This window comes from Actinoplanes sandaracinus, from assembly GCF_030009775.1.
GTDB classification, from domain to species: domain Bacteria; phylum Actinomycetota; class Actinomycetes; order Mycobacteriales; family Micromonosporaceae; genus Actinoplanes; species Actinoplanes sandaracinus.
This window is the reverse complement of record NZ_JASCTH010000036.1, coordinates 71,821-93,248: the sequence shown is the minus strand read 5'-3', so window position 1 is coordinate 93,248 and position 21,428 is coordinate 71,821. Positions and strand designations below refer to the sequence as shown.

The 21,428-nt window shown below is 70.9% G+C and carries 25 protein-coding genes; 10 read left to right on the top strand and 15 right to left on the bottom strand.

Going from position 1 to position 21,428, the window contains the following annotated elements; genetic code table 11:
• Positions 1-10: 10 nt before the first annotated feature.
• Together QLQ12_RS39770 and QLQ12_RS39765 are read right to left on the bottom strand one after the other, a co-directional pair.
• Positions 11-553, bottom strand: coding sequence for a GNAT family N-acetyltransferase (locus QLQ12_RS39770; protein ID WP_282766158.1), 543 nt, complete (start codon positions 551-553; stop codon positions 11-13).
• Positions 554-557: 4 nt separating this feature from the next.
• Positions 558-953: a DUF2203 domain-containing protein gene (locus QLQ12_RS39765; protein ID WP_282766157.1), complete on the bottom strand. Its 396-nt coding sequence runs from the start codon at positions 951-953 to the stop codon at positions 558-560.
• 108 nt (positions 954-1,061) lie between these two features.
• Between QLQ12_RS39765 and QLQ12_RS39760 the strand changes: the two genes are divergently transcribed.
• Positions 1,062-1,643 (top strand): GNAT family N-acetyltransferase, encoded by a 582-nt coding sequence (locus tag QLQ12_RS39760; protein ID WP_282766156.1) that lies wholly within the window; start codon positions 1,062-1,064, stop codon positions 1,641-1,643.
• Here QLQ12_RS39760 and QLQ12_RS39755 read toward each other — a convergent pair.
• Complete coding sequence (locus QLQ12_RS39755) at positions 1,635-2,372, bottom strand: VOC family protein (protein WP_282766155.1); 738 nt, start codon at positions 2,370-2,372, stop codon at positions 1,635-1,637. The genes QLQ12_RS39760 and QLQ12_RS39755 overlap by 9 nt on opposite strands.
• A gap of 183 nt (positions 2,373-2,555) precedes the next feature.
• On the opposite strand from QLQ12_RS39755, the gene QLQ12_RS39750 reads away from it, so the two are divergent.
• Positions 2,556-2,852 carry a DUF6232 family protein gene (locus QLQ12_RS39750; protein WP_282766154.1) on the top strand — a complete coding sequence of 99 codons (297 nt, stop codon included), beginning with the start codon at positions 2,556-2,558 and terminating at the stop codon, positions 2,850-2,852.
• Here QLQ12_RS39750 and QLQ12_RS39745 read toward each other — a convergent pair.
• The 3 genes from QLQ12_RS39745 to QLQ12_RS39735 are packed head-to-tail and all read right to left on the bottom strand — an operon-like array spanning position 2,788 to position 4,653.
• Positions 2,788-3,432 (bottom strand): class I SAM-dependent methyltransferase, encoded by a 645-nt coding sequence (locus QLQ12_RS39745; protein ID WP_282766153.1) that lies wholly within the window; start codon positions 3,430-3,432, stop codon positions 2,788-2,790. The two genes, QLQ12_RS39750 and QLQ12_RS39745, sit on opposite strands and share 65 nt — an antisense overlap.
• Positions 3,429-3,677, bottom strand: coding sequence for a cysteine hydrolase family protein (locus tag QLQ12_RS39740; protein ID WP_282766151.1), 249 nt, complete (start codon positions 3,675-3,677; stop codon positions 3,429-3,431). Before QLQ12_RS39740 ends, QLQ12_RS39745 begins: the two co-directional genes overlap by 4 nt.
• Positions 3,678-3,687: 10 nt before the next feature.
• Entirely contained in the window at positions 3,688-4,653 is a 966-nt protein-coding gene (locus QLQ12_RS39735) for a helix-turn-helix transcriptional regulator (protein ID WP_282766150.1), read from the bottom strand.
• Between the two features lie 93 nt (positions 4,654-4,746).
• Between QLQ12_RS39735 and QLQ12_RS39730 the strand changes: the two genes are divergently transcribed.
• Positions 4,747-5,154 carry a VOC family protein gene (locus QLQ12_RS39730; protein WP_282766149.1) on the top strand — a complete coding sequence of 136 codons (408 nt, stop codon included), beginning with the start codon at positions 4,747-4,749 and terminating at the stop codon, positions 5,152-5,154.
• 44 nt (positions 5,155-5,198) lie between these two features.
• Positions 5,199-5,810, top strand: coding sequence for a GNAT family N-acetyltransferase (locus QLQ12_RS39725; RefSeq protein WP_282766148.1), 612 nt, complete (start codon positions 5,199-5,201; stop codon positions 5,808-5,810).
• A gap of 108 nt (positions 5,811-5,918) precedes the next feature.
• Here the strand turns inward: QLQ12_RS39725 and QLQ12_RS39720 are convergent, their stop codons facing one another.
• Positions 5,919-6,542, bottom strand: coding sequence for a TetR/AcrR family transcriptional regulator (locus tag QLQ12_RS39720; protein ID WP_282766147.1), 624 nt, complete (start codon positions 6,540-6,542; stop codon positions 5,919-5,921).
• A gap of 115 nt (positions 6,543-6,657) precedes the next feature.
• On the opposite strand from QLQ12_RS39720, the gene QLQ12_RS39715 reads away from it, so the two are divergent.
• A complete protein-coding gene (locus QLQ12_RS39715; RefSeq protein WP_282766146.1) occupies positions 6,658-7,920 on the top strand; it encodes an alpha-hydroxy-acid oxidizing protein in 1,263 nt (420 codons plus the stop codon).
• 427 nt (positions 7,921-8,347) lie between these two features.
• Here QLQ12_RS39715 and QLQ12_RS39710 read toward each other — a convergent pair whose 3' ends face one another.
• The 3 genes from QLQ12_RS39710 to QLQ12_RS39700 all read right to left on the bottom strand — a co-directional run bounded on the left by QLQ12_RS39710 (position 8,348) and on the right by QLQ12_RS39700 (position 11,033).
• Positions 8,348-8,734, bottom strand: a complete 387-nt coding sequence (locus QLQ12_RS39710; RefSeq protein WP_282766145.1) for an Imm32 family immunity protein — start codon at positions 8,732-8,734, stop codon at positions 8,348-8,350.
• A gap of 205 nt (positions 8,735-8,939) precedes the next feature.
• Positions 8,940-9,659: a hypothetical protein gene (locus tag QLQ12_RS39705; RefSeq protein ID WP_282766144.1), complete on the bottom strand. Its 720-nt coding sequence runs from the start codon at positions 9,657-9,659 to the stop codon at positions 8,940-8,942.
• 180 nt (positions 9,660-9,839) lie between these two features.
• Positions 9,840-11,033, bottom strand: coding sequence for an MFS transporter (locus tag QLQ12_RS39700; RefSeq protein WP_282766143.1), 1,194 nt, complete (start codon positions 11,031-11,033; stop codon positions 9,840-9,842).
• Positions 11,034-11,072: 39 nt separating this feature from the next.
• Here QLQ12_RS39700 and QLQ12_RS39695 point away from each other — a divergent pair, with 39 nt between their 5' ends.
• The 3 genes from QLQ12_RS39695 (at position 11,073) to QLQ12_RS39685 (ending at position 12,612) form a co-directional block, all read left to right on the top strand.
• On the top strand, positions 11,073-11,636 hold the full coding sequence (locus QLQ12_RS39695; RefSeq protein ID WP_282766142.1) for a hypothetical protein: 564 nt from the start codon (positions 11,073-11,075) through the stop codon (positions 11,634-11,636).
• 101 nt (positions 11,637-11,737) lie between these two features.
• A complete protein-coding gene (locus QLQ12_RS39690) occupies positions 11,738-12,064 on the top strand; it encodes a DMT family transporter (RefSeq protein ID WP_282766141.1) in 327 nt (108 codons plus the stop codon).
• Positions 12,061-12,612: a TetR/AcrR family transcriptional regulator gene (locus tag QLQ12_RS39685; RefSeq protein WP_282766140.1), complete on the top strand. Its 552-nt coding sequence runs from the start codon at positions 12,061-12,063 to the stop codon at positions 12,610-12,612. The genes QLQ12_RS39690 and QLQ12_RS39685 overlap by 4 nt, the downstream gene beginning before the upstream one ends.
• 124 nt (positions 12,613-12,736) lie before the next feature.
• Here the strand turns inward: QLQ12_RS39685 and QLQ12_RS39680 are convergent, their stop codons facing one another.
• Positions 12,737-15,043, bottom strand: coding sequence for a putative bifunctional diguanylate cyclase/phosphodiesterase (locus tag QLQ12_RS39680; protein ID WP_282766139.1), 2,307 nt, complete (start codon positions 15,041-15,043; stop codon positions 12,737-12,739).
• Positions 15,044-15,250: 207 nt separating this feature from the next.
• Here QLQ12_RS39680 and QLQ12_RS39675 point away from each other — a divergent pair, with 207 nt between their 5' ends.
• Positions 15,251-15,874 (top strand): hypothetical protein, encoded by a 624-nt coding sequence (locus tag QLQ12_RS39675; RefSeq protein ID WP_282766138.1) that lies wholly within the window; start codon positions 15,251-15,253, stop codon positions 15,872-15,874.
• 83 nt (positions 15,875-15,957) lie between these two features.
• Positions 15,958-16,452, top strand: a complete 495-nt coding sequence (locus QLQ12_RS39670) for a hypothetical protein (protein ID WP_282766137.1) — start codon at positions 15,958-15,960, stop codon at positions 16,450-16,452.
• Between the two features lie 84 nt (positions 16,453-16,536).
• Here QLQ12_RS39670 and cysK read toward each other — a convergent pair whose 3' ends face one another.
• From cysK to QLQ12_RS39650, 4 genes are all read right to left on the bottom strand, one after another.
• A complete protein-coding gene (gene cysK, locus QLQ12_RS39665) occupies positions 16,537-17,457 on the bottom strand; it encodes a cysteine synthase A (RefSeq protein WP_282766136.1) in 921 nt (306 codons plus the stop codon).
• Positions 17,454-18,005: a serine O-acetyltransferase EpsC gene (epsC, locus tag QLQ12_RS39660; RefSeq protein WP_282766135.1), complete on the bottom strand. Its 552-nt coding sequence runs from the start codon at positions 18,003-18,005 to the stop codon at positions 17,454-17,456. The genes cysK and epsC overlap by 4 nt, the downstream gene beginning before the upstream one ends.
• Positions 18,006-18,143: 138 nt before the next feature.
• Positions 18,144-18,731, bottom strand: a complete 588-nt coding sequence (locus tag QLQ12_RS39655) for a TetR/AcrR family transcriptional regulator (RefSeq protein WP_282766134.1) — start codon at positions 18,729-18,731, stop codon at positions 18,144-18,146.
• Positions 18,732-18,854: 123 nt separating this feature from the next.
• The gene (locus QLQ12_RS39650) at positions 18,855-21,290 is read right to left on the bottom strand and encodes a transglycosylase domain-containing protein (RefSeq protein WP_282766133.1); all 2,436 of its coding nucleotides are present in this window, start codon (positions 21,288-21,290) and stop codon (positions 18,855-18,857) included.
• Between the last annotated feature and the right edge of the window lie 138 nt (positions 21,291-21,428).

Sequence of the window (21,428 nt, the reverse complement as noted above, 5' to 3'; positions counted from 1 at the left end):
AATCGAAGGTTTAAGGGTTGACCCAGATCAGGCAGTCGTGGCGGGTGTCGTGTGCGGGGTCCTCGTCGGCCCAGGAGCGGCAGTGGCCGGGGATGCGGCGGTCGAAGCGGTAACCGGCGCGTTCGGCGACGCCGACGGACGCCGGGTTGGTGGGGTCGATCTCCAGCCACAGGCCGCGGAAGCCGGCCGAGGTGAGTGCCCAGTCGGTGAGGAACCGGAGGCCGGCGGAGGCGAGGCCCTGACGGCGATGCCGTGGCGGGACCCAGTAGGCGACTTCGGCGATCTGGGCGGGCTCGCACATCAGGCCGAACGCGGCGAGCAGCCGATCGTCGCGGAGGATGCCGTAGGAGGCCAGCTCACCTCCGTCGGGATCCCACTCGCGCAGGGCGTTCCCGGCGTCGGCGAGTGTGTAGGGGCCGACCGGTCGTGGACCCCAGAGCGCCGGTGCGGTCTCCTCAGAGGTGGCCTCGACCACCAGTGGCGCGTCCGCCGGGGACAGCGTGCGCCAGCGCAGACCGCCGGGCATCGCGGCGTCGGCCCACAGCGAGGTCATCGGATCAGCCGGCATCGGGAGAGCGGTGACGGCCGGCTCCGGGGAGCGGGCGGCGGCCGGCGAACCCGAGGTCGGCGCGGTGGTACCAGGTGATGTCGGTGTCGCCTTCGAGCCAGCAGAACAGGACGGACACGCCGTCGAGTTCGCCGGGGAAGTCGACCAGCAGCGGGGCCATGCCCTTGAGTTCGGCGCCGGTCTCCTGGACCTCGGTCATCAGTTCGTTGAGGCGGGCCTCGACGGCTTTGCGTTCGGGCAGGCCGCCGAGTGGGGTGGGTTCGCCGCCGGGCACGAGGGCGGCGGACAGTTCCACCATGTCGGCGCGGAGGGTGATGATCTGGTCCAGGACCGGGCGGAGGCGGGCCACTTCGAGGCGAGCCTCGGGCAGTGTGAACAAACCCATGGCGCAGAGTGTGTCATCCCCCGCGAACCGGCCCGGCGGTGGCCGCCTGACCGGGCGCCTCCCGGTAAATCGGTTGGACCCGCCGCCTGCCACCGGGATGATCGCCTGATGTCCGATTTCTCGATCAAGCCGGTGCTCACCGGCGAACGGGTCGTCCTGCGGCCGTTCGCCGACGAGGACGTCGCGGTGTTCCTGGAGGCGCTAACCGACCCGGAGATGGCCCGGCTGACCGGCAGCCCCGCGGACGGCTGGCCCGGCGAGGAGCGGACCCGGGCCTGGTATGCCACCCGCAACGCGCAGGACGATCGGCTCGATCTGGCGGTGGTCGACCGGGCCGGCGGGGCCTGCGTCGGCGAGGTCGTCCTCAACGAGTGGGACCCCGGCAACCGGAGCTGCAACTTCCGCACCCTGCTGGCGGCGGCCGGCCGGGATCGCGGCCTCGGGACCGAGGCGGTGCGGCTGATCGTCGGGTACGGCTTCGAGCAGCTCGGCCTGCACCGCATCTCCTTGGAGGTGTACGCCCACAATCCGCGGGCCCGGCGGGTCTACGAGAAGGTCGGTTTCGTCGCCGAGGGTGTGCTGAGGCAGGTGCTGCGCGACGGTGACGGCTGGGTGGACGCCACGGTCATGTCCATCCTCGCGCCGGAGTGGGCCGCCCATCGGGGACGGCCGGGCGCCACCTCAGGGTAGGGCGAGGACGCAGAACTCGTGGCCCTCCGGGTCGGCCAGGACCGTCCATCCGACGTCGCCCTGGCCGAGGTCGAGATCGGTCGCGCCGAGCGCCCGAAGCCGGGCCACCTCGGCCGCCTTGTCGTCACCGGGACCCGGCAGCAGGTCGAGGTGGACGCGGTCCGGCACGGTCTTCCCGCCGGGCGTGCGGAGGAACTCGAGATAGGGGCCGGTGCCCTGGGCGGAGCGCAACGCCGCCAGCTCGTCGGTCACCTGATGCGGTGTCCAGCCCGTCGCCTCACCCCAGAACCGGGCCATGGCCCGCGGGTCGGCGCAGTCGACCACCACCGCGGCGATCGGACCGGTGTCGCGGTAGATCTCCCGAGGCTCCAGCACACAGAACTCGTTGCCCTCCGGGTCGGCCAGGACCGTCCACGCGACGTCGCCCTGGCCCACGTCGGCGGGCGTCGCGCCGAGCCCCGTCAGGCGATCGACCAGCTCCGCCTGATGGGCCGCCGAGGTGGTGGCGAGGTCGAGGTGCACCCGGTTATTCGTCGTCGTCTTCGGGTCCGGGACGGCGACGACGTCGATGCCGACGGCGACCGGGTCCGGCCACACGAAGTCGGGGCCGGGGCCGGCGTAGGTGGTCTGCCTGCTGAAGACGCTCCAGCCGAGCGCCTCCGCCCAGAACCGGCCGACCGCCGCGTGATCAAGCGCCTTGATGTTCACCTGGACCGGTCGTAACGCCATGCCGGCGATCCTATGCGCCGCTTCGCCGCGGCCTCCACGGTGTCGCGAAGCGAAACCGGAGCCGGCCGGCGCGAGCTCCGCCCCGCGAGTTGCGCCCGCGCGAGTTCCGGTTCTCGCATGGATTGAGCAGCGTCGACGCGCGTGTGACCATGACCGTCGGGGACCGTTGCGAGAGGAGTCCTGGTGGGGAGGGTTTACTACCGGAGTTACGACGCCGAGGTCACCAGTGACGTGTTCATCAGCGACCCGGGCGGGGAACCGCGGACATACGCCATCGCCGAGATCGGGCGGGTCGCCGTGAAGACCGTCCCGCGCGGGTGGTGGGAGGTCTGGCGCCGTAAGGAGACCTATCTGCTGGAAGCCGAGTTCCGTGGAGGGACGGTGACCCTTTACCGGAGCGAGGAGCCACGCGTCTTCAACATGGTCTCCCGTGCTCTGCGCCGGGCGCTGGAGGAGCGGCCGGGCCGTCACTGGGCCTGAGGATCGCGACGAGGAAGTCGGCGGCCGGAGTGAACGGGCGCAGGTCCCAGGTGCTCAGCAGCAGGTCGGCGGTCAGGCCCGCCGTGGCGGCGTCGGCGAGGAAGTCGTCGAACGCGTAGCCGCGGCCGGCGCCGAACCCGACGACGGCACGGCCGCCCTCGGCGAGGTGGGCGGCGAAGCGGCGCAGGATCTCGGCCCGCGTCGAGGGGCCGGCGAAGGTCATCACGTTGCCGGCGCAGACGATCGCGTCGAACCGCTCGGGCAGGTCGAGCTCGCTGAGGTCGCCGACCCGCCAGCGTGGGCCAGGATGCTGCGCGGCGGCCTCGGCGATCAGCTCGGGGTCGAGGTCGACGCCGGTGACGTCGTGGCCGGCGGCGGCGAGGTTGCCACCGACCCGCCCGGTGCCGCAGCCGGCGTCGAGGATGCGGGAGCCGCGGGGCACCATGGCATCGATCATGCGGGCCTCACCGGCCAGGTCGGCGCCACGGTCGGCCATCTCCCGGAACCGGTCGATATACCACCGGGAGTGGGACGGGTTCTCGGCGATTTTCTGCAGCCAGAGGTTGTCGCTGACGGTCATGCGCTGAAGTCGACCTTCTCGGTTTCGGCGGTCGCGGCGGTGCGACCGGGGGCACTCTGCCACTGCCAGTACAGGTTGGTGTGGGCGATGACCTTATCGGGGATGGGAGCGCCGAACGCCGAGAGGTCTTCGGTGGTGTGCGCGTCGGTGACCAGGGTGACGTCGTAGCCCCGAAGACGAACCCGCCGCGCGGCGTGGACCGGATGCAGGCGTCGGTCGGGGCGCCGGCCGGTCAGTGTCGTCATGGTCCCCACCCTAGGACGGGGGTGTGACAACTTTCCCCGCCACGGCCTGGTCCGGCGAGTAGAGCGCGACGAGTTCGGCGCCGAGCCGGGCCAGCTCGGCGCGCACCTGCGGCGGGTCGAGCACCTCGGCGGCCGCACCCCAGCCGGAAAGAGTCCGGGCCAGGTCGCGGGCGTCCGGGGCGGCCACCCGCACCCGCGCCCGCCCGTCGGCGCCGGTCTCCAGCACCTCGCAGTGCCGGCCGAAGTGGTCCCGCAGCACCCAGACGAACCGCTCGTCGATCATCAGGGTCGCCCACATCCGGGCCCGTTTCTCCTCGACCTCGCCGACCACCTGCTCCCAGGCCTGGTCGAGGTCGAAGTCCACCGGGCGTTCGAAGCCCTGCCCGGTGATCGTCACCGCGCTCATCCGGTCGACGCGGAAGGTGCGGCGCCCCCGCTCGGTCCCGGCGACCAGGTAGAAGACGTCGTTCTTGCCGACCACACCCCACGGGTCGGCCTCCCGCTCAGTGTCGCGGTAGGCGAACCGGATCCGCGCCCGCCGGACCACCGCCTCCTGGAGGAGGCCGACGACCTCGGGCGGCCGCCGCTCCCGCTCACCCCACCCCGCCGGGTCGATCAGGGTCGCCGCGGCGGCGGCCCGCGCTTCCGTCCGGAACGGGGCGGGCAGCGCCCCCATCAGTTTCCGCAATGCCGACCGGGCGTCCCCGGACACCGCGGCCGGGCCCACGAGCAGGAACAGCGCCCGCGCCTCGGCCTCCGACAGCCCGCTCAGGTCGGTTCGGGCCCCGCCCACCAGCGTCCAGCCACCGCGCCGGCCCGGCTGCGGATAGACCGGAACCCCGGCCGCGGAGAGCGCTTCGAGATCGCGGCGGGCCGTGGCCACCGACACCTCCAGCTCGGTGGCGATCTCCGCGGCGGTGACCCGGCCGCGGGTCTGCATCAGGAGAAGGGTGGCGACAAGCCGGTCCGCACGCATGCCGCAAGATTCGCAGAAAAAGTGCTCAGAAGGTGAGCACTTCAAGCGGCAGTATCGAACTCACGAAGGCAGGCACCACGAAGGGACACCGAGATGCTCCGCGGATTCACCACCGTCACGTTCTTCGCCGACGACATGACCGCCGCCCGCGACTGGTACACGAAGGTCTTCGAGTCCGAGCCCTACTTCGTCCGGGAGGCGGCCGGCGAACCGGCATACCTGGAATGGCGCGCCGGCGACTATCAGCACGAGTTCGGCCTGCTCAACAGCCGGTTCGCACCGCACCCGCCGGCCGGGCGCCCGGCCGGGGCGGTCATCTACTGGGCGGTCGACGACGTCGAGGCCGCCTATCGGCGACTGCTCGACCTGGGCGCCCGGCCACACGCCGAACCGACCGAACGCGGCCCGGGTTTCATCACCGCCTCGGTCACCGACCCGTTCGGCAACATCCTCGGCGTCATGTTCAACCAGCACTACCTGGACGTGCTGGCCACGTCGTAACCCGACGCGCGGTGGAAGCGTTCCCACCGCGTACCGTGCACGACGTGCCCGAGATCCGCCCCTACCGCCCCGCCGACCGCCTCGCTCTCTACGACATCTGCGTGCGCACCGCCGACGCCGGCGGTGACGCCCGCGGTCACTACTCCACCGACGACCTGATGGGCGACCTGTTCGCCGGCCCTTACGCCCACCTCGATCCGCACTTGGCGTTCGTCCTCGACGACGGCGGCGACCCGGTCGGCTACGTCGTCGGGACCGCCGACACCGCCGACTTCGCCCGCCGCTACCGCGCCGCGTGGATCCCGCTGCTCGGCGACCGCTACCCGGTGCCCCCTCCCCCGCCGCGCACCCCGGAGCAGGACATGATCGCCCTGCACCACGACCCCGAGCGGATGCTGGTTCCGGGACTCGACGGCTACCCCGCCCACCTGCACATCGACCTGCTGCCGGCATATCAGGGCCGCGGCTTCGGCCGCCGTCTCATCGACCGCTTCCTGGCGACGGTCGACGCCCCCGGCGTCCACGTGGGCATGGTCACCGCGAACGTCAAGGCCCGCGCCTTCTACGACCGCCTCGGCTTCACCGAACTGCCGGTCCCCGACCCCGGGCCGCTGACCTATCTGGGGATCAAGACCACCGATTTCGTACGCCCGTAGCCGCCCCCGACCGCACCATCGGCGTCCCGGGCCTCCCCCGCGACGCCCGGCCCTCTCCCGGCCCCACGGCGACCACCGGGCCGCAGCCTGGGCGCGGCTCCACCGCGCCTACCCGATCTCCCGGGCCCGGGAGATCCGGTGGCCGCCGACGGCGCGGAGGAAGGCGGCGGTGATCGACTCCAGGGTGGGGACGGCCGGCGCCGTGCCAGGGATCCGGGTGACGGTGGTCGTGTCGCGGATGGCGCTCAACGCCAGCAGGAGCGCATCACGGAAGCCGGCGTGGCGGGCATAGGTCGGCATGGCCATCTCGGCGACCTCGACCACCCGGCCGGTCACGGCGACCAGCGTCGACGCGGTCTTCTCGGCGGTGTCCGGGTGGGTCCGGGCGAGGACCAGGAGTTCCGCGACGACGGCGAGCACCGGGGAGCGGTAGCTGTCCCACACACGCCGCAGCAGGTGCCGCGCGCGGTCCCGCTCGGTCGCCCCTTCGACCGGCTGCGAGGCCTCGTCGAGAAGCCGCCCGGCGAGACGGAGGATCGCGGCGTCGATCAGGGCGGCCTTGGTGGGGAAGTAATGCTGTTGGAGGCCCTGGCTGACGCCGGCGAGCTGGGCGACACCCCGCGTGGTGGTGGCCGCGAAGCCCACCGTGACGAGGCTTTCGAGAGCCGCGTCGAGGAGCGCCTCGACGGCTTGCTCGCGCCGCGCCGCTCGCGTTCCGCCGTCCTGCGTCACGGGGACATCCTACCTTCCCAAGTCAGGTGACTTGGTTTAGCGTGGCGACACCGGCCACACCCGCAGCAGACCTGCCCGCCACGCCATGGCCACACCCGTCTCCTCGGAGGACCGCATGTCGGGAGCTGGACTCGCCCGCCTCAGCACGATCTATCGTCAGGGCGCCCTCGGCCGCCGGCCGGTGGTTCCCGCCGACTTCGCCGAGCTGGAGCGCCGGGCGCGACGGGTCAGCAGTGCCCGGGCCTGGGCGTATGTCGCCGGTGGCGCCGGCGAAGGACGGACCATGCGGCGCAACCGGGAGGCCTTCGACCGGTGGGCGATCGTGCCGCGGATGGCGTCGGGAGCCGCCGACCGGGACCTCTCCGTGGATCTGCCGGGCGGCCGGCACGCGGCGCCGGTGCTGCTCGCGCCGGTCGGGGCGGGCGCGCTGATGGGCGCCGGCAGTGACGTGCGAATCGCCCGGGCCGCCGCCGCGACCGGTACCGCCTACATCTTCTCCAACCAGGGCTGCACCCCGATGGAGGAGTGCGCGGCGGCGATGGGCGACGCGTCCCGCTGGTTCCAGCTCTACTGGAGCAAGGACGAACGACTGGTCGAAGGCCTGATCGCGCGGGCCGAGGCGGCCGGCGCGGGCGCGCTGGTCGTCACCCTGGACACGACCGTGCTCGGCTGGCGGCCGCGGGATCTGAACCTGGGCTCGCTGCCGTTCAGCCGGGGCCAGGGGATCGCCCAGTACACCTCGGACCCCCGTTTCCGGGAGATCGTCGCCGGGCGCGCGGGGCGGCCCGCGCCGAAACCGGAGGTGACGCTCGGCGCCGTCCGCACACTGCTGGCGATGACCCGGAACCATCCCGGCCGGTTCTGGGGCAACCTGCGCTCGCCGCTGCCGAGGGCTTCGGTGGAGACGTTTCTCGACATCTACTCCAATCCTGGCCTGAGCTGGGAACATCTCGCCACGCTGCGGGACCGGACCAGGCTTCCGGTGGTCCTCAAGGGCATCCTGCACCCGGACGACGCCCGCCGCGCCTTCGACCTGGGCGCCGACGCGGTGGTCGTGTCGAACCACGGCGGCCGTCAGGTCGACAACGCGATCGCCTCGCTGGACGCCCTGGTCACCGTTCGCGAGGCGGTGGGCCCGGCGCCGACACTGCTGCTGGACAGCGGCATCCGCAGCGGCGCCGACGTCTTCACCGCGCTGGCTCTCGGCGCGAACGCCGTGCTGCTGGGCCGCCCCTACATGTACGGCCTGGCGCTGGCCGGGCAGCGCGGCGTCGAGGACGTGATCCGCAACGTGGTCGCCGAGCTGGACCTGACCATGGCCCTGACCGGCACCCCGAACATCGCCGCGATCACCCGCAGCCTGCTGGTCGCGGCCTGACCCCGCCCGCCCGGCTCGGCCCGCCATCTCAGGCACAGGCGGCCGGTCACCTCAGCTTGTGTTTTAACCTCTGGCGCAGCTACGTGTTGGGGTTACAGCGGGCGGTCGGCTGATGCGCCCGGCCGATGAGCAGGGCGAACTCTGCCGGCGAAGTGACGCACTGTCGATCTGAGAGCTCGTCTCGGCGTCGTGAGGCGGAGCAGCCGAGGTTTAGGTACACGCGCTGGTCAAGCCCTCGTCGCGCCGGGGTACCTAAACCTCCATCGCGCCCCGGGCAGGAGGCTGGTGCGAGCGAAACGGGCCCTGCGAGCGGCGCGACCCACCTCGTCCATCAGCAGAACCGTTACTGTGCGTTACGGCCGCCACGATGCCATGCCCGCTCGAACAGTATCCGCTTCTGCCGAATTCAGTGTGTTGTCCGCTCCGGCTACTCGGGCCAGTCGGCGACGATGACCAGGGGAACCGAGTCCGGTGACCGGTACTCGTCTCCAGGGAAGTATTCGATGTGCTGATGGCGGTTGATGCTCCGGTCATCGGCGGTCATAGCCTGCTCGGCTACGCCGTCCAACGCGTCCCAGACGATGTCGAGAAATTGGCGGCCGCCGGAGAAGTGCAGCGTCGTCACGCCTCGCAGGCTCACGAGCAGCGGACCGCTGGAGACCTCCTGAGACACCGATCCGTTGGTGATCGCAACGTTCCAGGTCTCCGCAGGCCGGCGAAGATACTGGCTGAGGGCGCGGAGAGCGGACGGGGGACCCGCAAGCTGGAGTTCCCCGTTGTCGACCGAAAGGCGGCAATGCCTGAGCTCGTCCATCCGGGCATTCTTGCTTGCCCGCCTCATCGGCCATGTCGGGCCTTCCCGACGTCCGGATCTGCCGCCGTCCGTGCGCGCCGACCGTGACCCACCGTAGCCGCCAGCTGAGGCGCTGAAGTCGATCTCTTGCCGATGAGCGGGCGTTGTCCTGGATCGGAAGGCGTTGATGAGCCTCGGGGTGGCAGTGGAGGTTAGCCGCCCGTCTTTACTGAAGTGCTTGCGTAACTTTGAGCAGATCTTCGGGCGGAAGCCCGCCCAGCCGTCGAGCCGCATCTTCGTTGTCGCAGACCAGTACGTCACCGTGCATGGACCAGTTCCCCCCGCGGTCTTCGAGCAGTTGTCGAGCGGCTTCCACAGCTGTCTCGCGGGGACACGCGGCATTACCGACGGCCAGGAGTGCGTGGGCCACCTGCTCCACCATGTCAGTCATAGAATCGCCGTCCCCCAAGGCGCGCACCAGCAGCAGGAGGCGCTGTGCCGGTGACCCCAGGCTGCCCCGTTCGACCAGCCTCTGTGCCTCCGGCCAGGACAAGCCAGGTCCGTAGGAGTGTGCCGCGACAGCTGCCACGGCGATGCAACGGCCGTCTCCGGGCAGGACCATGAAGTCGTGACCCTCCGTCTCGTCGATCACGTACCAGATCGCCAACGCGAAGTCTCCGGCTTGGGTTCCGAGCCTCAGAACCGGCCAATTCCCCGTCCGCTCGATTTCTCTCCACAGGTCGTTCATCTGGTCGAAGACGCCCTGCTCGCCGCCGAACAAGGCGTCGAGGAGTTCCTCATCAGCTCCGTCGTACAGCAGGCTCGCCCAGAACTCTCGCCGTTCGAGCAGCCAGGATCCGTCAGACAAGAGTTCCGGTTGCAGGACCTCAGGGTCGATGCCGTCGAAGCTGTTCAGGTAGCCGACGGCCTCGTCATGATTCAACACGAACTAATGATCGCAAAGCGGTTGCCAAGCCGAACGTCCGCTTCTGCCGCATACAACGCGCGGTCCGCACCCGCTCCAGCCCTGCCCGAGCCACGGGCCGTCACCCAGCGTAGGCAACACCAGTACGCCACGATCTCGTCTCTGGGGGCACGGATCTGCGCCGGAGGTTAAACGCCAAGCTCAGGCCGAGGCGGCCGGCCGGCGGAGCGACCGGCCGCGGGGTGGTCGTGCCGACGCCGTGATCGCTCCGGCGCTCGCCGCGACGAAGGCCGCCAGCACCACGGGAATCCACAGTGCCGTGGCCAGCCCGACGACCGTCGCGGCCGCGCCGATGGCGATCGGCCCCAGGAGGAAGCCGACATAGCCGATGCTCACCACGGTCGACAGCGCCTGCCCGGCACGCCGCGGGTCGACTCCGGCGGCCGCCGAGAAGAACTGCGGGGCGACGCACGACAGCCCGATGCCCAGCAGCCCGAACCCGGCGACTCCGGCGACCGGATGGTCCACCAGCAGGCCCGTGCCGAGTCCCGCGGCGGCGATCACCCCGCTGGCCCGGACCAGCGGAACCGGCCCGAAACGGCCGGCGAGCCGGTCACCGAGGATCCGGCCGGCGGTCATCATGATCGCGAAGGCGGCGTATCCATACGCCGCGAAGCCCTCCGAGGTGCCCAGGTCGTCGCGCAGGTAGACGGCGCTCCAGTCGGCCGCCGCGCCCTCCCCGACCAGGGTGCAGAGCACCACGACGCCGTAGAACACCAGCAGCGTGCGGCGGCCGCCCGGCTCGGGATCGCCCGCGCCGGCCCCGGCGGCGGGCGCCGGATCGGACCTCAGCACCCACCGCGACGCCCAGGCGGCCAGCACGAGCACCGCCAGCCCCACACTGATCAGCGTCGAGCCCACGCTGACGCCGGCGTGAGCGAACAGGCTGCCCACGATGGCGCCGAGGAAGCCGCCGATGCTGTAGACGGCGTGGAACGACGACATGACCGGCCGGCCCATCGCCCGCTCCACCTCGGCCGCGCTCGCGTTCATCGCGATGTTGAGCGTGCCGTGCACGGCCCCGAAGGCGAACAGCGCGACGGAGAGTGTGACCAGGCCGTCGCTGATGCCAGGCCCGGCCAGCAGCACGCCTTCCAGAACGGCGGCCGGAACGAGGACCCGTGAGCTGCCGAACCGGTCGGTGAGCCGGCCGATCAGCGCCATGCCGGCGATGCAGCCGGCCGCGAAGGCCAGCAGCGCGACGCTGAGCCGCCCGTCACCGAGACCGAGCTTCTCCTTGACGGCCGGGATGCGCGCGGTCCACACCCCCAGAGCGGCGCCGAACAGCAGGAAGACCAGGGAGGTGGCGATCCTGCCACGGCGCACGGCGTCCATGGGCAGCACAGTAGACGGACCCTCTGACAGAATCGCCGTATGTCGGTCGGGAGGTCGGTGGCCGTGCTCCTGCTGCTGGTGGCCGCCGCCGGTTGCACCTCTCCGGAACAGCGCGCGGTCGATCCGCCGCCGCCGTCGGCGCGGGCGAGCGTTGCGCCCGGTGGCCTCGTCGCCGGCTGCGAGGACGCGGTCGCCCAGGAGCAGGACCCCGGCAGGACCTATCGCGTCGCCGCGGGTGTCGTCGCCGTTCCGTCCGGTGACCAGGTGCTGGAGCCGCTAGAGCAGGCGTCCGGCGCGGGCCCGGCCCGGCTGTTCGCCAAATGGGGCCTGCTGGTGCGCTCGGGCTCGACGGTCGAGCTGAGCCTGCCGCCCGGGTGGGGAGACCGCGCCCGGATCAATTGGGGTGACAGCGGCGCCGAGCCGGCCACGGCCATCACCGTGACCGCCTGCACGGCCGGGCCCGGCGAGCGCCCGTGGTCGGTGTTCACCGGCGGCACGTGGGTGGCCGAGGCGGACTGCGTCCCGATCCGCATCAGCACGGGGACGGAGCAGGTCACCGTGGAGTTGTCGATCGGCGCACCGTGCCGCCGCCCCGGCGGCTAGAGCACGGCGACCGGAGTGGCCTTCGTCGCCCTGGCCTGCGACGATACGAACTTGTACGATCGTACTTGTACATCCGTACAAGTAAAGATCGAAGGCTCCCCGTGCACTACCTCTTCCTGGCCGTCGCCATCGCCGCCGAACTCTTCGCGACCAGCCTCATGAAGACCACCGAAGGCTTCACCCGCCTCTGGCCGACCCTCGCCGTGCTCGCCGGTTACACCGTCTCGTTCGTGCTGCTCGCGCAGGCGGTCAAGAGCATCCAGGTCGGTGTCGCCTACGCGATCTGGTCCGGCGTCGGCACCGCCGCGATCGTCGCCATCGGCGCGGTCTTTCTCGGCGAGCCGCTCACCACCATTAAGGTGGCGGGGATCGCCTTCATCATCGCCGGAGTCGTGATGCTCAATCTCAACAGCAGCGGGGCCCATTGACCGCGCGCCGCCCCCAGCGGGCCCGGGATCCCGAGGCCCGCCGCGCCGCTCTGGCCGTCGCCGCCATGGAGGTCATCGCCGAGAACGGGGTGGGCCGCACCACGCACCGTGCCGTGGCGGCCCGGGCCGGACTGCCGCTCGGCGCGACGACCTACTACTTTCCGACGCTCGACGATCTGATCGCGGCCGGTCTGCGGCACGCCCTCGACGGCCTGCAGGCCGACCTGAGCGCCTGGGACGATCGGCTGCGCGCCGCTCCCGACATGGCCGAGGCGCTGACCGGCCTGGTCCAGGAGTACCTCGCCGATCGCCGCCAGGTCCGCATCGAGTATGAGTTGTTCGTCGCCGCCGCCCGCGACACCGCGCTGCGCCCGCTGGCGGAGGCCTGGCTCAACGACATCCCGGCGACGCTGGTGGCCACGGTCGGCGCGGACGCCGCGCGGGACATCTGCGCCCTGCTCGACGGCTGCATCCTCCAATCCTTGGTCAGCGGCACCGAACTCGACGCGCCCCGCCTCACCGCCGCGATCCGCAGACTCGGTTCCTGAAGACCTTTCTCCGGGCCGCCCCGGCCGCAGCCGGATCTGCCCGGTGGTCGCGCAGCGGCCGGAGTGGGCAGCCCCTCGCGCGGACCGCCACGGATCGCCGGTTCGGTAGCCGTACGAAATGGTGTCAATGCGGGAAGGCGGCCTGCGGCGCGGCAGCCATCAGCTCCGCGCACTCACCCGGCGGCAGGGGTCTGGCCATGAAATATCCCTGCCCGTAGCGATATCCCATGTCCCGGAGCCGGATCAGCTGGGCCTCACTCTCGATGCCTTCGGCCACGGCTTTGAGCTGCAGGTATTCGACCAGCTGGGCGACCGCGGCGGCGACAGCCAGGCGACCGCGGTCAGCGCCGTCGGCGATGCCGTCGACGAACGACTTGTCGAGCTTCAGGACGTCGACGGGGAAAGCGCGCAGCAGGCTGAGCGAGGACTGCCCGGTGCCGAAGTCGTCGAGGGCGAGGCGGACGCCCATGTCGTGCAGGGTACGCAGGGTGTCGGTGACCTGCGGGCCATCGGCCACCGACGACTCGGTGACCTCGATGATCAGGTTCGCGGGGCAGAGGCCGGTGTCGCTGAGGACCGCCGCGACCTCGTCGACGAATCCGGTTTCCCGCAGTTGGCGGACGGCCACGTTCACATTGATCGCCTCGACGGCGTCCGCGCCGAGGGCGGCCTGCCATCGGGCGAGCTGGGAGCATGCTTCGCGCAGCACCCAGGCCCCCAGGGGAACGATCAGCCCGGACTTCTCGGCGACCGGGATGAAGTCGGCCGGTGAGACGAACCCACGGGAGGGGTGCTGCCACCGCACCAGCGCCTCGGCGCCGTGCATGCGGCCGGTGACCAGGTCGTAGACGGGCTGGTAGAGCAGCCGCAACTGCCCGCCGAGGATGGCGTCGTGCAGTTCCCCGGCGAGACGGGCGTGGGCGGTCATGTCGTGGCGCATGCGGGCTTCGAAACGGACCCAGGACGCCTTGCCGGACTCCTTGGCCGCGTACATGGCGATGTCGGCGTTGCGCAGCACCTCGTCGGCGGTCTCCCCCGGCTCCGCGATCGCGACGCCCACGCTGGCGTGCAGCAGGAACTGCTGCTGCCCGGCGAGCACCGGCCGGCCGACGGTGGCCTGGAAGCGGGTGGCGGCGGCGTCCGCCGACGCCGGATCGTCGAGGGGCAGCAGGACCGCGAACTCGTCGCCGCCGAGCCGGGCGACGCACTCGCCGGGCCCGACGCCGTCCGCGAGGTGCCGGCCGACCTGGCGCAGGAGCTGGTCGGCGGCGGACGGACCGAGCGTGTCGTTGACCATTTTGAAGTCGTCGATGTCGATGAGCAGCGCGGTGGCGGGCTGTTCGGTGGCGAGGCGTTCGGTGAGGGCCACGACGAAGCCGGTGCGGTTGGGCAGGCCGGTGAGGTTGTCGGTGAGGAGCAGGCGTTCCAGTTCGGCCTGCTGGCGGCGGATCCCGCGCAGAGCGAGGGTGTTCTCGCGGAGGCTGAGAAGCTGGCGGGCGACGATGATGGCGGCGATCAGGACGGCGCCGATGATGACGGCGCGGCCACGCAGGTCGAGGTCGCGGGCGGAGACGATGATGACCAGACCCGCGGTGACGGCGACGGCGAGGAACTGCAGCGGATCGGCGAAGGACCAGCGCAGCCGGCGCGGCGGGGCGGACAGGACCCGGCCCTGACGGTAGGCGGCCAGGCAGATCCCGAGTCCGACGAGCGGGTATCCGAGGACCGACAGCAGCAGCATGCCGAGCTCGGTGCCGCCGAGGAACAGCACCACCGCGACCAGCCCGACGGTCGGCCCGAACGCGAGGATGCCGAGGGCGGCCGGGTCGACCCGGCCCTCGGGGCTGACCGCGGCCTTGCCGAACACCACCAGCGCGAGCAGGCAGCCGACGCCGACGATGGCGGCCGCGGCGCCGGCGGTGGCGGAGGTGCCGGCCGGGATCGCGTGCAGCATGAAGTACCCGAAGAAGACCGAGCCTGCGACGGTGACGGCGGCGCCGTCGAGGAGTAGTCGCGCCCAGTCGAGGCGGCTGCGCGGGGTGACCGGCACGTGCCGGAAGGCGAGCATCGCCAGGGTGAGGCTGGCCAGGGTGGGCACGGCCTCGTAGAGGGGCATGCCCGGTTCTCCGCTGGCGCCACGGATCATGGCGCCGATGGTGCTGGGGATGAAGACGGCCGCGGACCACGCCCACAGCCGCCAGAAGCCGCGGATCGGGTCGACCGCCGCGGCGAGGCGGCTGACCCGGTAGCAGGCGAAGGCGGCGCCGATCAGCACCACGGTGCCTCCGACGTTGCCGGTGACGCGATCCTCCGGATCACGCAGTCCGAGCCAGGCGGACACCGCGGCGAGAGCGACGAGAGCGACGATCAGGGGTACGGCCAGCACACGGTCCCGTGACCGCGGACCCGCCGCGTCGTCGGATCCCCTCATCGGTGCCGGCCTCTCGCCCGTCGACGTCTCCCCGGGGTCAGATCGGCCGGAATCCGGATCAACTGAGCGACCTCCCGTTCGTGAGGACCAGCGCGACGGTGCCCACCGGTGGCGGTGGATCCCGATCGGCTGATGGCGAGAATGCGGCATCGAGGACGGCGAGGCCGCCTGAGCTGAGGTTTGCGCGCGTTCGGCATGATCATCCGCGTGCCTATGATATCGATCGCCATCGGGCCGGTGCTGCTGCTCTGGCTGATGGTCGCCCGGAGCCCTCGCGCCCGCTGGACGGTCGCGTCCGCGCTGGCGGCTCTGATCGTGCTCGGCGGCACGCTGATCGAAAGGTGGCCGCAGGCCCGGTGGGAGATTCTGCTCGCGTGCCTGGCGCCGGCGGTGGCGCTGGTGGCGAAGGGGCGCAAGCGGGTCCGGGCCCGGCTGGCGGGCGGCCTGCTCACCGGCTGGATCCTGGTGGCGCTGGTCGGTTCGGCGGCGATCCTGTGGCCGCGACCGTTCTTCCCGTCGACGGACACGGTTCTGCCGCTGCCGGACGGGCTGCGGGTCACCGTCGAACCCTACGACGACTCGGACTGCCGGTCGGGGTCGTGCACCCGGCGGCTCACGGTGGCCGGCCGGGACGGCCAGCCGGAGGCCGACCTCTACGCCGAAGTCAGGGGTCATCTGGCGGCACGCGGCTGGGGTCAGGGGTGCCGCCCGGTGGGCTGGCTGCTGGACCGGTCCACCCAGTGCGTCGGGGTCTCGGTACGCGGCCTCACCGTGGTGATCGCCCTCTCCGGCAACCGCGACGATCTGCGTGACCTGACCACACCACCATAGAGGGGCCCGTATCCGTGGAAATCGGGTCAGCTCGTCACATCGAATTTGAGGTACGTACCCGGGAACGGTTACCGTCCCCGCCCATGATCTCCGTTCGCGTTGCCACCGCAGTGCTCGCCGGCGTCTCCCTGTGGGGTCTCGCCGCCTGCGGCGAGGAGAAGACCGCCACCACCACGGCTCCGGTCGCCACCAGCCCGGCCGCCAAGCCCGCCGCCTCGACCGCGGCCACGACGGCGCCGGCGGCGAAGGCCGGCTCCGACAAGGAGCTCTGCCAGGCTGCCGACAAGGCGGAGAAGGACATGAAGGCGGCGATGCTCACCATCACGCAGACCACCGGTGGCGAACTGTCGGCGGCCGACGCCAAGGCGATGCTGACCGGCTTCTCGAAGTCCCTGACCACGGCGGCCGCGGGCAGCGACAGCAAGGTCGCGAAGATCATGACGACGATCGGCGCTCAGGCCGCCAAGGCCGCCGCGGCGAAGGACCCGGGAACCGCCGCCGACACCCCGGAGGCGGAGAAGTCCGGCAAGGAGCTCATCGCGGCCTGCAAGGCCGCCGGCGTCACACTGAGCTCCTGAGACGGCGCCGCTCCTGAGACGAGCGACGGCCCGGCGTGCCATGCACACCGGGCCGTCGCTTGTCCGCGATCAGGCTGTCCCTGGTCAGACAGCGGAGAAGAGCGGCGTGCTCAGGTAACGCTCCCCGGTGTCCGGCAGGACGACCACGATGGTCTTGCCGACGTTCTCCGCTCGCCAGGCCAGCTCCCGCGCGGCGTGCAGCGCGGCGCCGCTCGACACCCCGGCGAGGATCCCCTCGGTCCGGGCCAGGTGGCGCCCCGCCTCCCGAGCCTGGTCCACGGTCACCCGGAACACCTCGTCGTAGATGGTCGGGTCGAGCACCTCCGGCACGAACCCGGCGCCGATGCCCTGGATGCCGTGCATACCCGACGGACCGCCGGACAGCACCGGCGACTCCTCCGGCTCGACCGCGTAGACCCGCAGCTCGGGCCGTTTCTCCTTGAGCACCTGGCCGACCCCGGTGATGGTGCCGCCGGTGCCGACCCCGCCGACGAACAGGTCGATCTGACCGTCGGTGTCGTTCCAGATCTCCAGCGCGGTGGTGCGGCGGTGCATGTCCGGGTTGGCCGGGTTGTCGAACTGCATCGGCAGCCAGGCCCGCTGCTCCTCGGCGATCTCCAGGGCCTTGGCGAGGGCGCCCTTCATGCCTTCCGCCGCGGGCGTCAGGACGAGTTGCGCGCCGTACGCGAGAAGCAGCGCCCGCCGCTCCGCGCTCATGCTGTCCGGCATGGTGAGGGTGAGGCGGTAACCGCGCGCCGCCGCTACCAGCGCCAGGCCGATGCCGGTGTTGCCGCTGGTGGCCTCGACGATGGCCGAGCCGGGCCGCAACTCCTCGGTGGCCTCGGCCGCCTCGATCATGGCGAGGGCGATCCGGTCCTTGACGCTGCCGCCGGGGTTGGCGGATTCGAGTTTGGCGATCAGTTTGGCCGGCAACCCGGGTTCGAAACGGGTCAGCCGCACCATCGGGGTCCGGCCGATCAGCTCGGTGACGTCGTTATAGATCATTTCCTCGCTCCTGAGTTGATGCCGGCGTTCGGTGTTGCGGGAACAGTCTCCGCGGCCGGGGCACGCAATCGGGCTCCGGCGGGCACGTCGGCCACGACGAGCGCGAGCGCGCCGATCTCCGCGTCGTCCCCGATGCTGACGGGCCCGAGCACGGTGGCGCCCACCCCGAGGGTGACCCGATCACCCACCCGCGGGTGACGACGGGTGCCCTTGGCGTCGCGCTGCCAGCCCCGCCCACCGAGGGTGACCTGGTGGTACATGGTGACGTCGTCGCCGATCCGGGCGGTCTCGCCGATCACGACCCCGGAGCCGTGGTCGATGAAGAAGCGCTTGCCGATCACCGCGCCGGGATGGATCTCGATGCCGGTGAACAGCCGCATCACCTGTGACACCAACCGGGGCAGGAACGGAATGCGGGCCCGGTGCAGCAGGTGCGCCGCGCGGTGGCCCCAGAGCGCCCACAGCCCGGGATAGAGCAGCACCTCGGCCACTCGGATCCCGTACAGGGCGGGGTCGCGCCGGCAGTAGGCGCGGATGTCGTCGAGCACAGGGGGATCCTTGACCAGGGATGAGCGGCGGACGTGGGCGGGGTCTCTCAGCTCACGTCGGCGACCTCACTCATGCGGACCAGACTATCCGCTCCGGCGACGGGCCGATCAGGGCCGAAGGGCTCGAAACGCCTCCCGTCAGTGCAGTAACGCGCGGATCCCGTTCGCATAGGTCTGCCGGTCGATGCCGCCGAGCAGGATCCGCTGCAGGATGTACCCCTGCACCAGGCCGAAGATCGCCGCCCCGATGCCGGCCGGGTCGGCGTCCGCCGGGATCTGGCCGGCGGCCTGGGCGTGCTCGGCCATCAGCACCACCCGGCCCCGCACCCGGCCGTAGATCTCCGCGACCAGCGCGCCCACCTCGGGATCGTGGACCGCCTCGCCCCACACCTGCACGGCGATCCGCACCGTGCCGTCCTCCACCACGGCCGCGTCGACCAGTTCGAGCAACCGCTCCAGGACCTCCGGGATCGGCGGCATCGGATCGAGCAGGAGCAGCCCGTCCAGCACCGCCGTGACCGCGGAGATCTTCTCCCCCGCGATCGCCGTGATCAGCTCGTTCTTGCTCTTGAAATAGCGGTAGAAGGCGCCGACCGACAGGCCGGCTTCCTTGATCACGTCCTGCATCGACGTCTGATGGAACCCGTTGCGCACGAAACACCGCGCGGCGGCATCGAGGATCTGCTGGCGGCGGGCGGCGAGGTGGGCTTCGGAGACGCGTGGCACCCCAGAACCTTAATCATTTCGTACGGCCATGAGCAGCACCGCGCCTCCCCCCGCGAGCGGCGGCCACTCACGGCCGCTGCGCCGCCACCGGCCGATCCCGGGTCTTCGGCTGTCGCGCCGGCGTCAGTTGCGTGGGCTGTTCGGGCAGAGTCCCGGGAACTGCTGACAGATCTGCGTCTGCTCCGGCTTCTCGGGCGGCGGCTCCACGCCGTTGGCGGCGGGATGCTTGGCGTCACCGGTGCGCTGCCGCTCCGGGAACTTCGCCTCCTCCCACTTCATCGCTTCGGCGGCCTCGTTGAGGAACTGCTGCCAGACCTTGGCCGGTGTCTTGGAGCCGAACATGCTGTCGCCGTTGCTCTCCTTCAACGCGACAGGGTCGGCCTTCTCACCGACCCAGACGGTGGCGGCGAGCTGGGGGATGCCTCCGACGAACCAGCAGTCGCCGTTCTTGTCCGACTCCCGCTGCCCGAGCTCCCAGGTGCCGCTCTTGGCCACCGAGTCGCGTCCGTTCCTCAGCGAGTTGCCGGTGCTTGCGGGGATCTCGGACATGACGCCGAGCAGGTCGGACATCTGGTCCTTCCCGAAGACCTGCTTCCCCTTCAGGTTGTCACCGAGGGTCTTCCGCTCGCCGGTCTGCTGATCGAGCCAGCTCACCTCCTTGACGAAGTGCGCGTCGTACTGCGTGCCCACACCGACGATGGTGGCCACGGCGGCCGCGTGCTCCAGGGGGACTATCCGGAACTGGCCGAAACCCGCCTCCGGGGAGAAGTTCTTTTTGATCGAGGCCGCCGGCGCGGTCGTCAGATCGATCCGCTCGCCGCTGTTGGACCACATGTACCGGACTCCGGCGGCTTTAGCCGCCCCGATCACCTTGTCGACACCAAGCTTCTCGGTGATCCAGTAGAAGGGGAAGTTGTAGGACTTGATCGTCGCGGTCTGCAGATCACAGTTCTTGATGCCTCCGCCGGAAGTGCACACCCCGCCGGGATCCTGACCCGCGTTGCTGATCGCCTTGCCGTCGGTGCGCCGCAACTCCCCGTTCCAGCGGGTCTCGAACGATATGCCGTCGCGCAGACCGGCCGCCAGAGTGTAAATCTTGAAGGTCGACCCGGCCGGCTGGCCGCCGTTGTCGATGACGCCGTTGCCGTCACCGTCCATGTATCCGCCGAAGTCGGTGCCGACCGGTGAGTCGCCGCCGTAGTAGCCGAGCACCCGCCCGTTGCGGGGATCGATGCCGATGACCGCGGACTGGTAGTCCTTCGAGACCTTCGCCATCGGCGATTGCGGATTGGCACGCGATCCGGCCGCCACCGCGGCCTTCTGCACCTTCTCGTTGATCGTGGTGGTTACCCGCAGGCCACCCTTCTCCCACATCTCATCGGTGACGCCCTTCTCGCGCAGCTCGTGCCGGACGTGGCGGACGATCATGCCGTCGGGGCCCTCCTCCGCGCTCGCCGATCCCTTGCCGGCCGCCTTGCCCTTGAGGATCGTCGGGTATTTCCGCTGGTCATACTCCTGCTGGGTGATCCAGTTCTCGTCGAGCATGTTCTTCAGCGTTTCCTCCCAGCGGCCTTGCGCGGCAGTGCGGTTGAGGTCCGGGTCGTACCCCTGATGGCCGGTCTTGGCGTCTGGATACGGCTGCTTGATGATCGACGCCAGCACTGCCGCCTCGTACACGGTGATGCGGTTCTTGGGGTCCGCGTCCTTGTCGACGCTCTTGCCGAAGTAGCCCTGCGCCGCCGCCTCGACGCCGTAGCGGCCGCGGCCGAGGTCGACGAAGTTGAGGTAGAAGCCCATGATCTGGTCCTTGTCGAACTTGGATTCCAGTTTCCGGGCGATCACCGCCTCGCGCAGCTTCCGGCTGTAGGTGATCTCGTTCATCTCGGCGACATGCCGGGCGTACTGCTGGGTGATCGTCGAAGCGCCCTGCTTGTCCTCGCTCGTGACGTTGTTCCAGGCGGCGCGGGCGATGCCCTTCATGTCGATACCGTTGTGCCGGTAGAAGCTCTTGTCCTCGATCGCGACGACGGCGTGTGCCATCACCTCATTGATCTTCTGGTACGGCAGGTTGATGCGCGCCTCGCCCCGCTTGGCCAGAACCTTCTTGGCGCCCCCGTCGTAATAGATGATGTTCATCTGGTCCTCGGCCCTGGGTTCCGGCGCGGTGACCCCGTCGAAGAAGAAGGTGCCGCCCACGATGCCGCCGCCGGCCAGGATGACCAGCACCGCCGACACGGCGGCCAGGATGTTCCCGCGACGGCGCTTCTTGGCCGCTTTGCTCTTGCGCGGGCGTTGACGGCCCTTCTTGACGGACCGGTCTTCTTTGGAAGATCCATCGCCGCCGGCCACGTCCGGCTCACCGGCCCCGCTGCCGGGCGGCACCGCCCGAACAACGGCGCGGGCCACCGCACCGCCCACGGCGGCGCGTCCCGCCGGCGTGCCACCGACCGAGGCACGACCGGAGGCACTGGCCGCCGAGGCCGGTCCGGCCGGCTGCCGGTTCGTGCCGGGCGCGGGCACTCGCGCCCGGGCCGCCTGTGAATCCTCGTGCTTGCTCATTCCTCACACCTACCGGTCGGGGGCGCGCCCGGAGTCCCCACAGGGATCCGGGATCTGCACCACGAGCGGACCATCCTGGTTATGGCGCAGGTCAGCCGCCGGTTCGGTGCACCAATCACCGGAGGCGCCCTGAGGGGC

What these genes read in the sequence shown, in the direction of transcription:
- QLQ12_RS39770 (WP_282766158.1), bottom strand. Translation starts at nt 553, where the DNA reads ATGACCTCGCTGTGGGCCGACGCCGCGATGCCCGGCGGTCTGCGCTGG.
- QLQ12_RS39765 (WP_282766157.1), bottom strand. Translation starts at nt 953, where the DNA reads ATGGGTTTGTTCACACTGCCCGAGGCTCGCCTCGAAGTGGCCCGCCTC.
- QLQ12_RS39760 (WP_282766156.1), top strand. Translation starts at nt 1,062, where the DNA reads ATGTCCGATTTCTCGATCAAGCCGGTGCTCACCGGCGAACGGGTCGTC.
- QLQ12_RS39755 (WP_282766155.1), bottom strand. Translation starts at nt 2,372, where the DNA reads ATGGCGTTACGACCGGTCCAGGTGAACATCAAGGCGCTTGATCACGCG.
- QLQ12_RS39745 (WP_282766153.1), bottom strand. Translation starts at nt 3,432, where the DNA reads ATGACCGTCAGCGACAACCTCTGGCTGCAGAAAATCGCCGAGAACCCG.
- QLQ12_RS39740 (WP_282766151.1), bottom strand. Translation starts at nt 3,677, where the DNA reads ATGACGACACTGACCGGCCGGCGCCCCGACCGACGCCTGCATCCGGTC.
- QLQ12_RS39735 (WP_282766150.1), bottom strand. Translation starts at nt 4,653, where the DNA reads ATGCGTGCGGACCGGCTTGTCGCCACCCTTCTCCTGATGCAGACCCGC.
- QLQ12_RS39730 (WP_282766149.1), top strand. Translation starts at nt 4,747, where the DNA reads ATGCTCCGCGGATTCACCACCGTCACGTTCTTCGCCGACGACATGACC.
- QLQ12_RS39715 (WP_282766146.1), top strand. Translation starts at nt 6,658, where the DNA reads ATGTCGGGAGCTGGACTCGCCCGCCTCAGCACGATCTATCGTCAGGGC.
- QLQ12_RS39710 (WP_282766145.1), bottom strand. Translation starts at nt 8,734, where the DNA reads ATGGACGAGCTCAGGCATTGCCGCCTTTCGGTCGACAACGGGGAACTC.
- QLQ12_RS39700 (WP_282766143.1), bottom strand. Translation starts at nt 11,033, where the DNA reads ATGGACGCCGTGCGCCGTGGCAGGATCGCCACCTCCCTGGTCTTCCTG.
- QLQ12_RS39695 (WP_282766142.1), top strand. Translation starts at nt 11,073, where the DNA reads ATGTCGGTCGGGAGGTCGGTGGCCGTGCTCCTGCTGCTGGTGGCCGCC.
- QLQ12_RS39680 (WP_282766139.1), bottom strand. Translation starts at nt 15,043, where the DNA reads ATGAGGGGATCCGACGACGCGGCGGGTCCGCGGTCACGGGACCGTGTG.
- QLQ12_RS39670 (WP_282766137.1), top strand. Translation starts at nt 15,958, where the DNA reads ATGATCTCCGTTCGCGTTGCCACCGCAGTGCTCGCCGGCGTCTCCCTG.
- cysK (WP_282766136.1), bottom strand. Translation starts at nt 17,457, where the DNA reads ATGATCTATAACGACGTCACCGAGCTGATCGGCCGGACCCCGATGGTG.
- QLQ12_RS39650 (WP_282766133.1), bottom strand. Translation starts at nt 21,290, where the DNA reads ATGAGCAAGCACGAGGATTCACAGGCGGCCCGGGCGCGAGTGCCCGCG.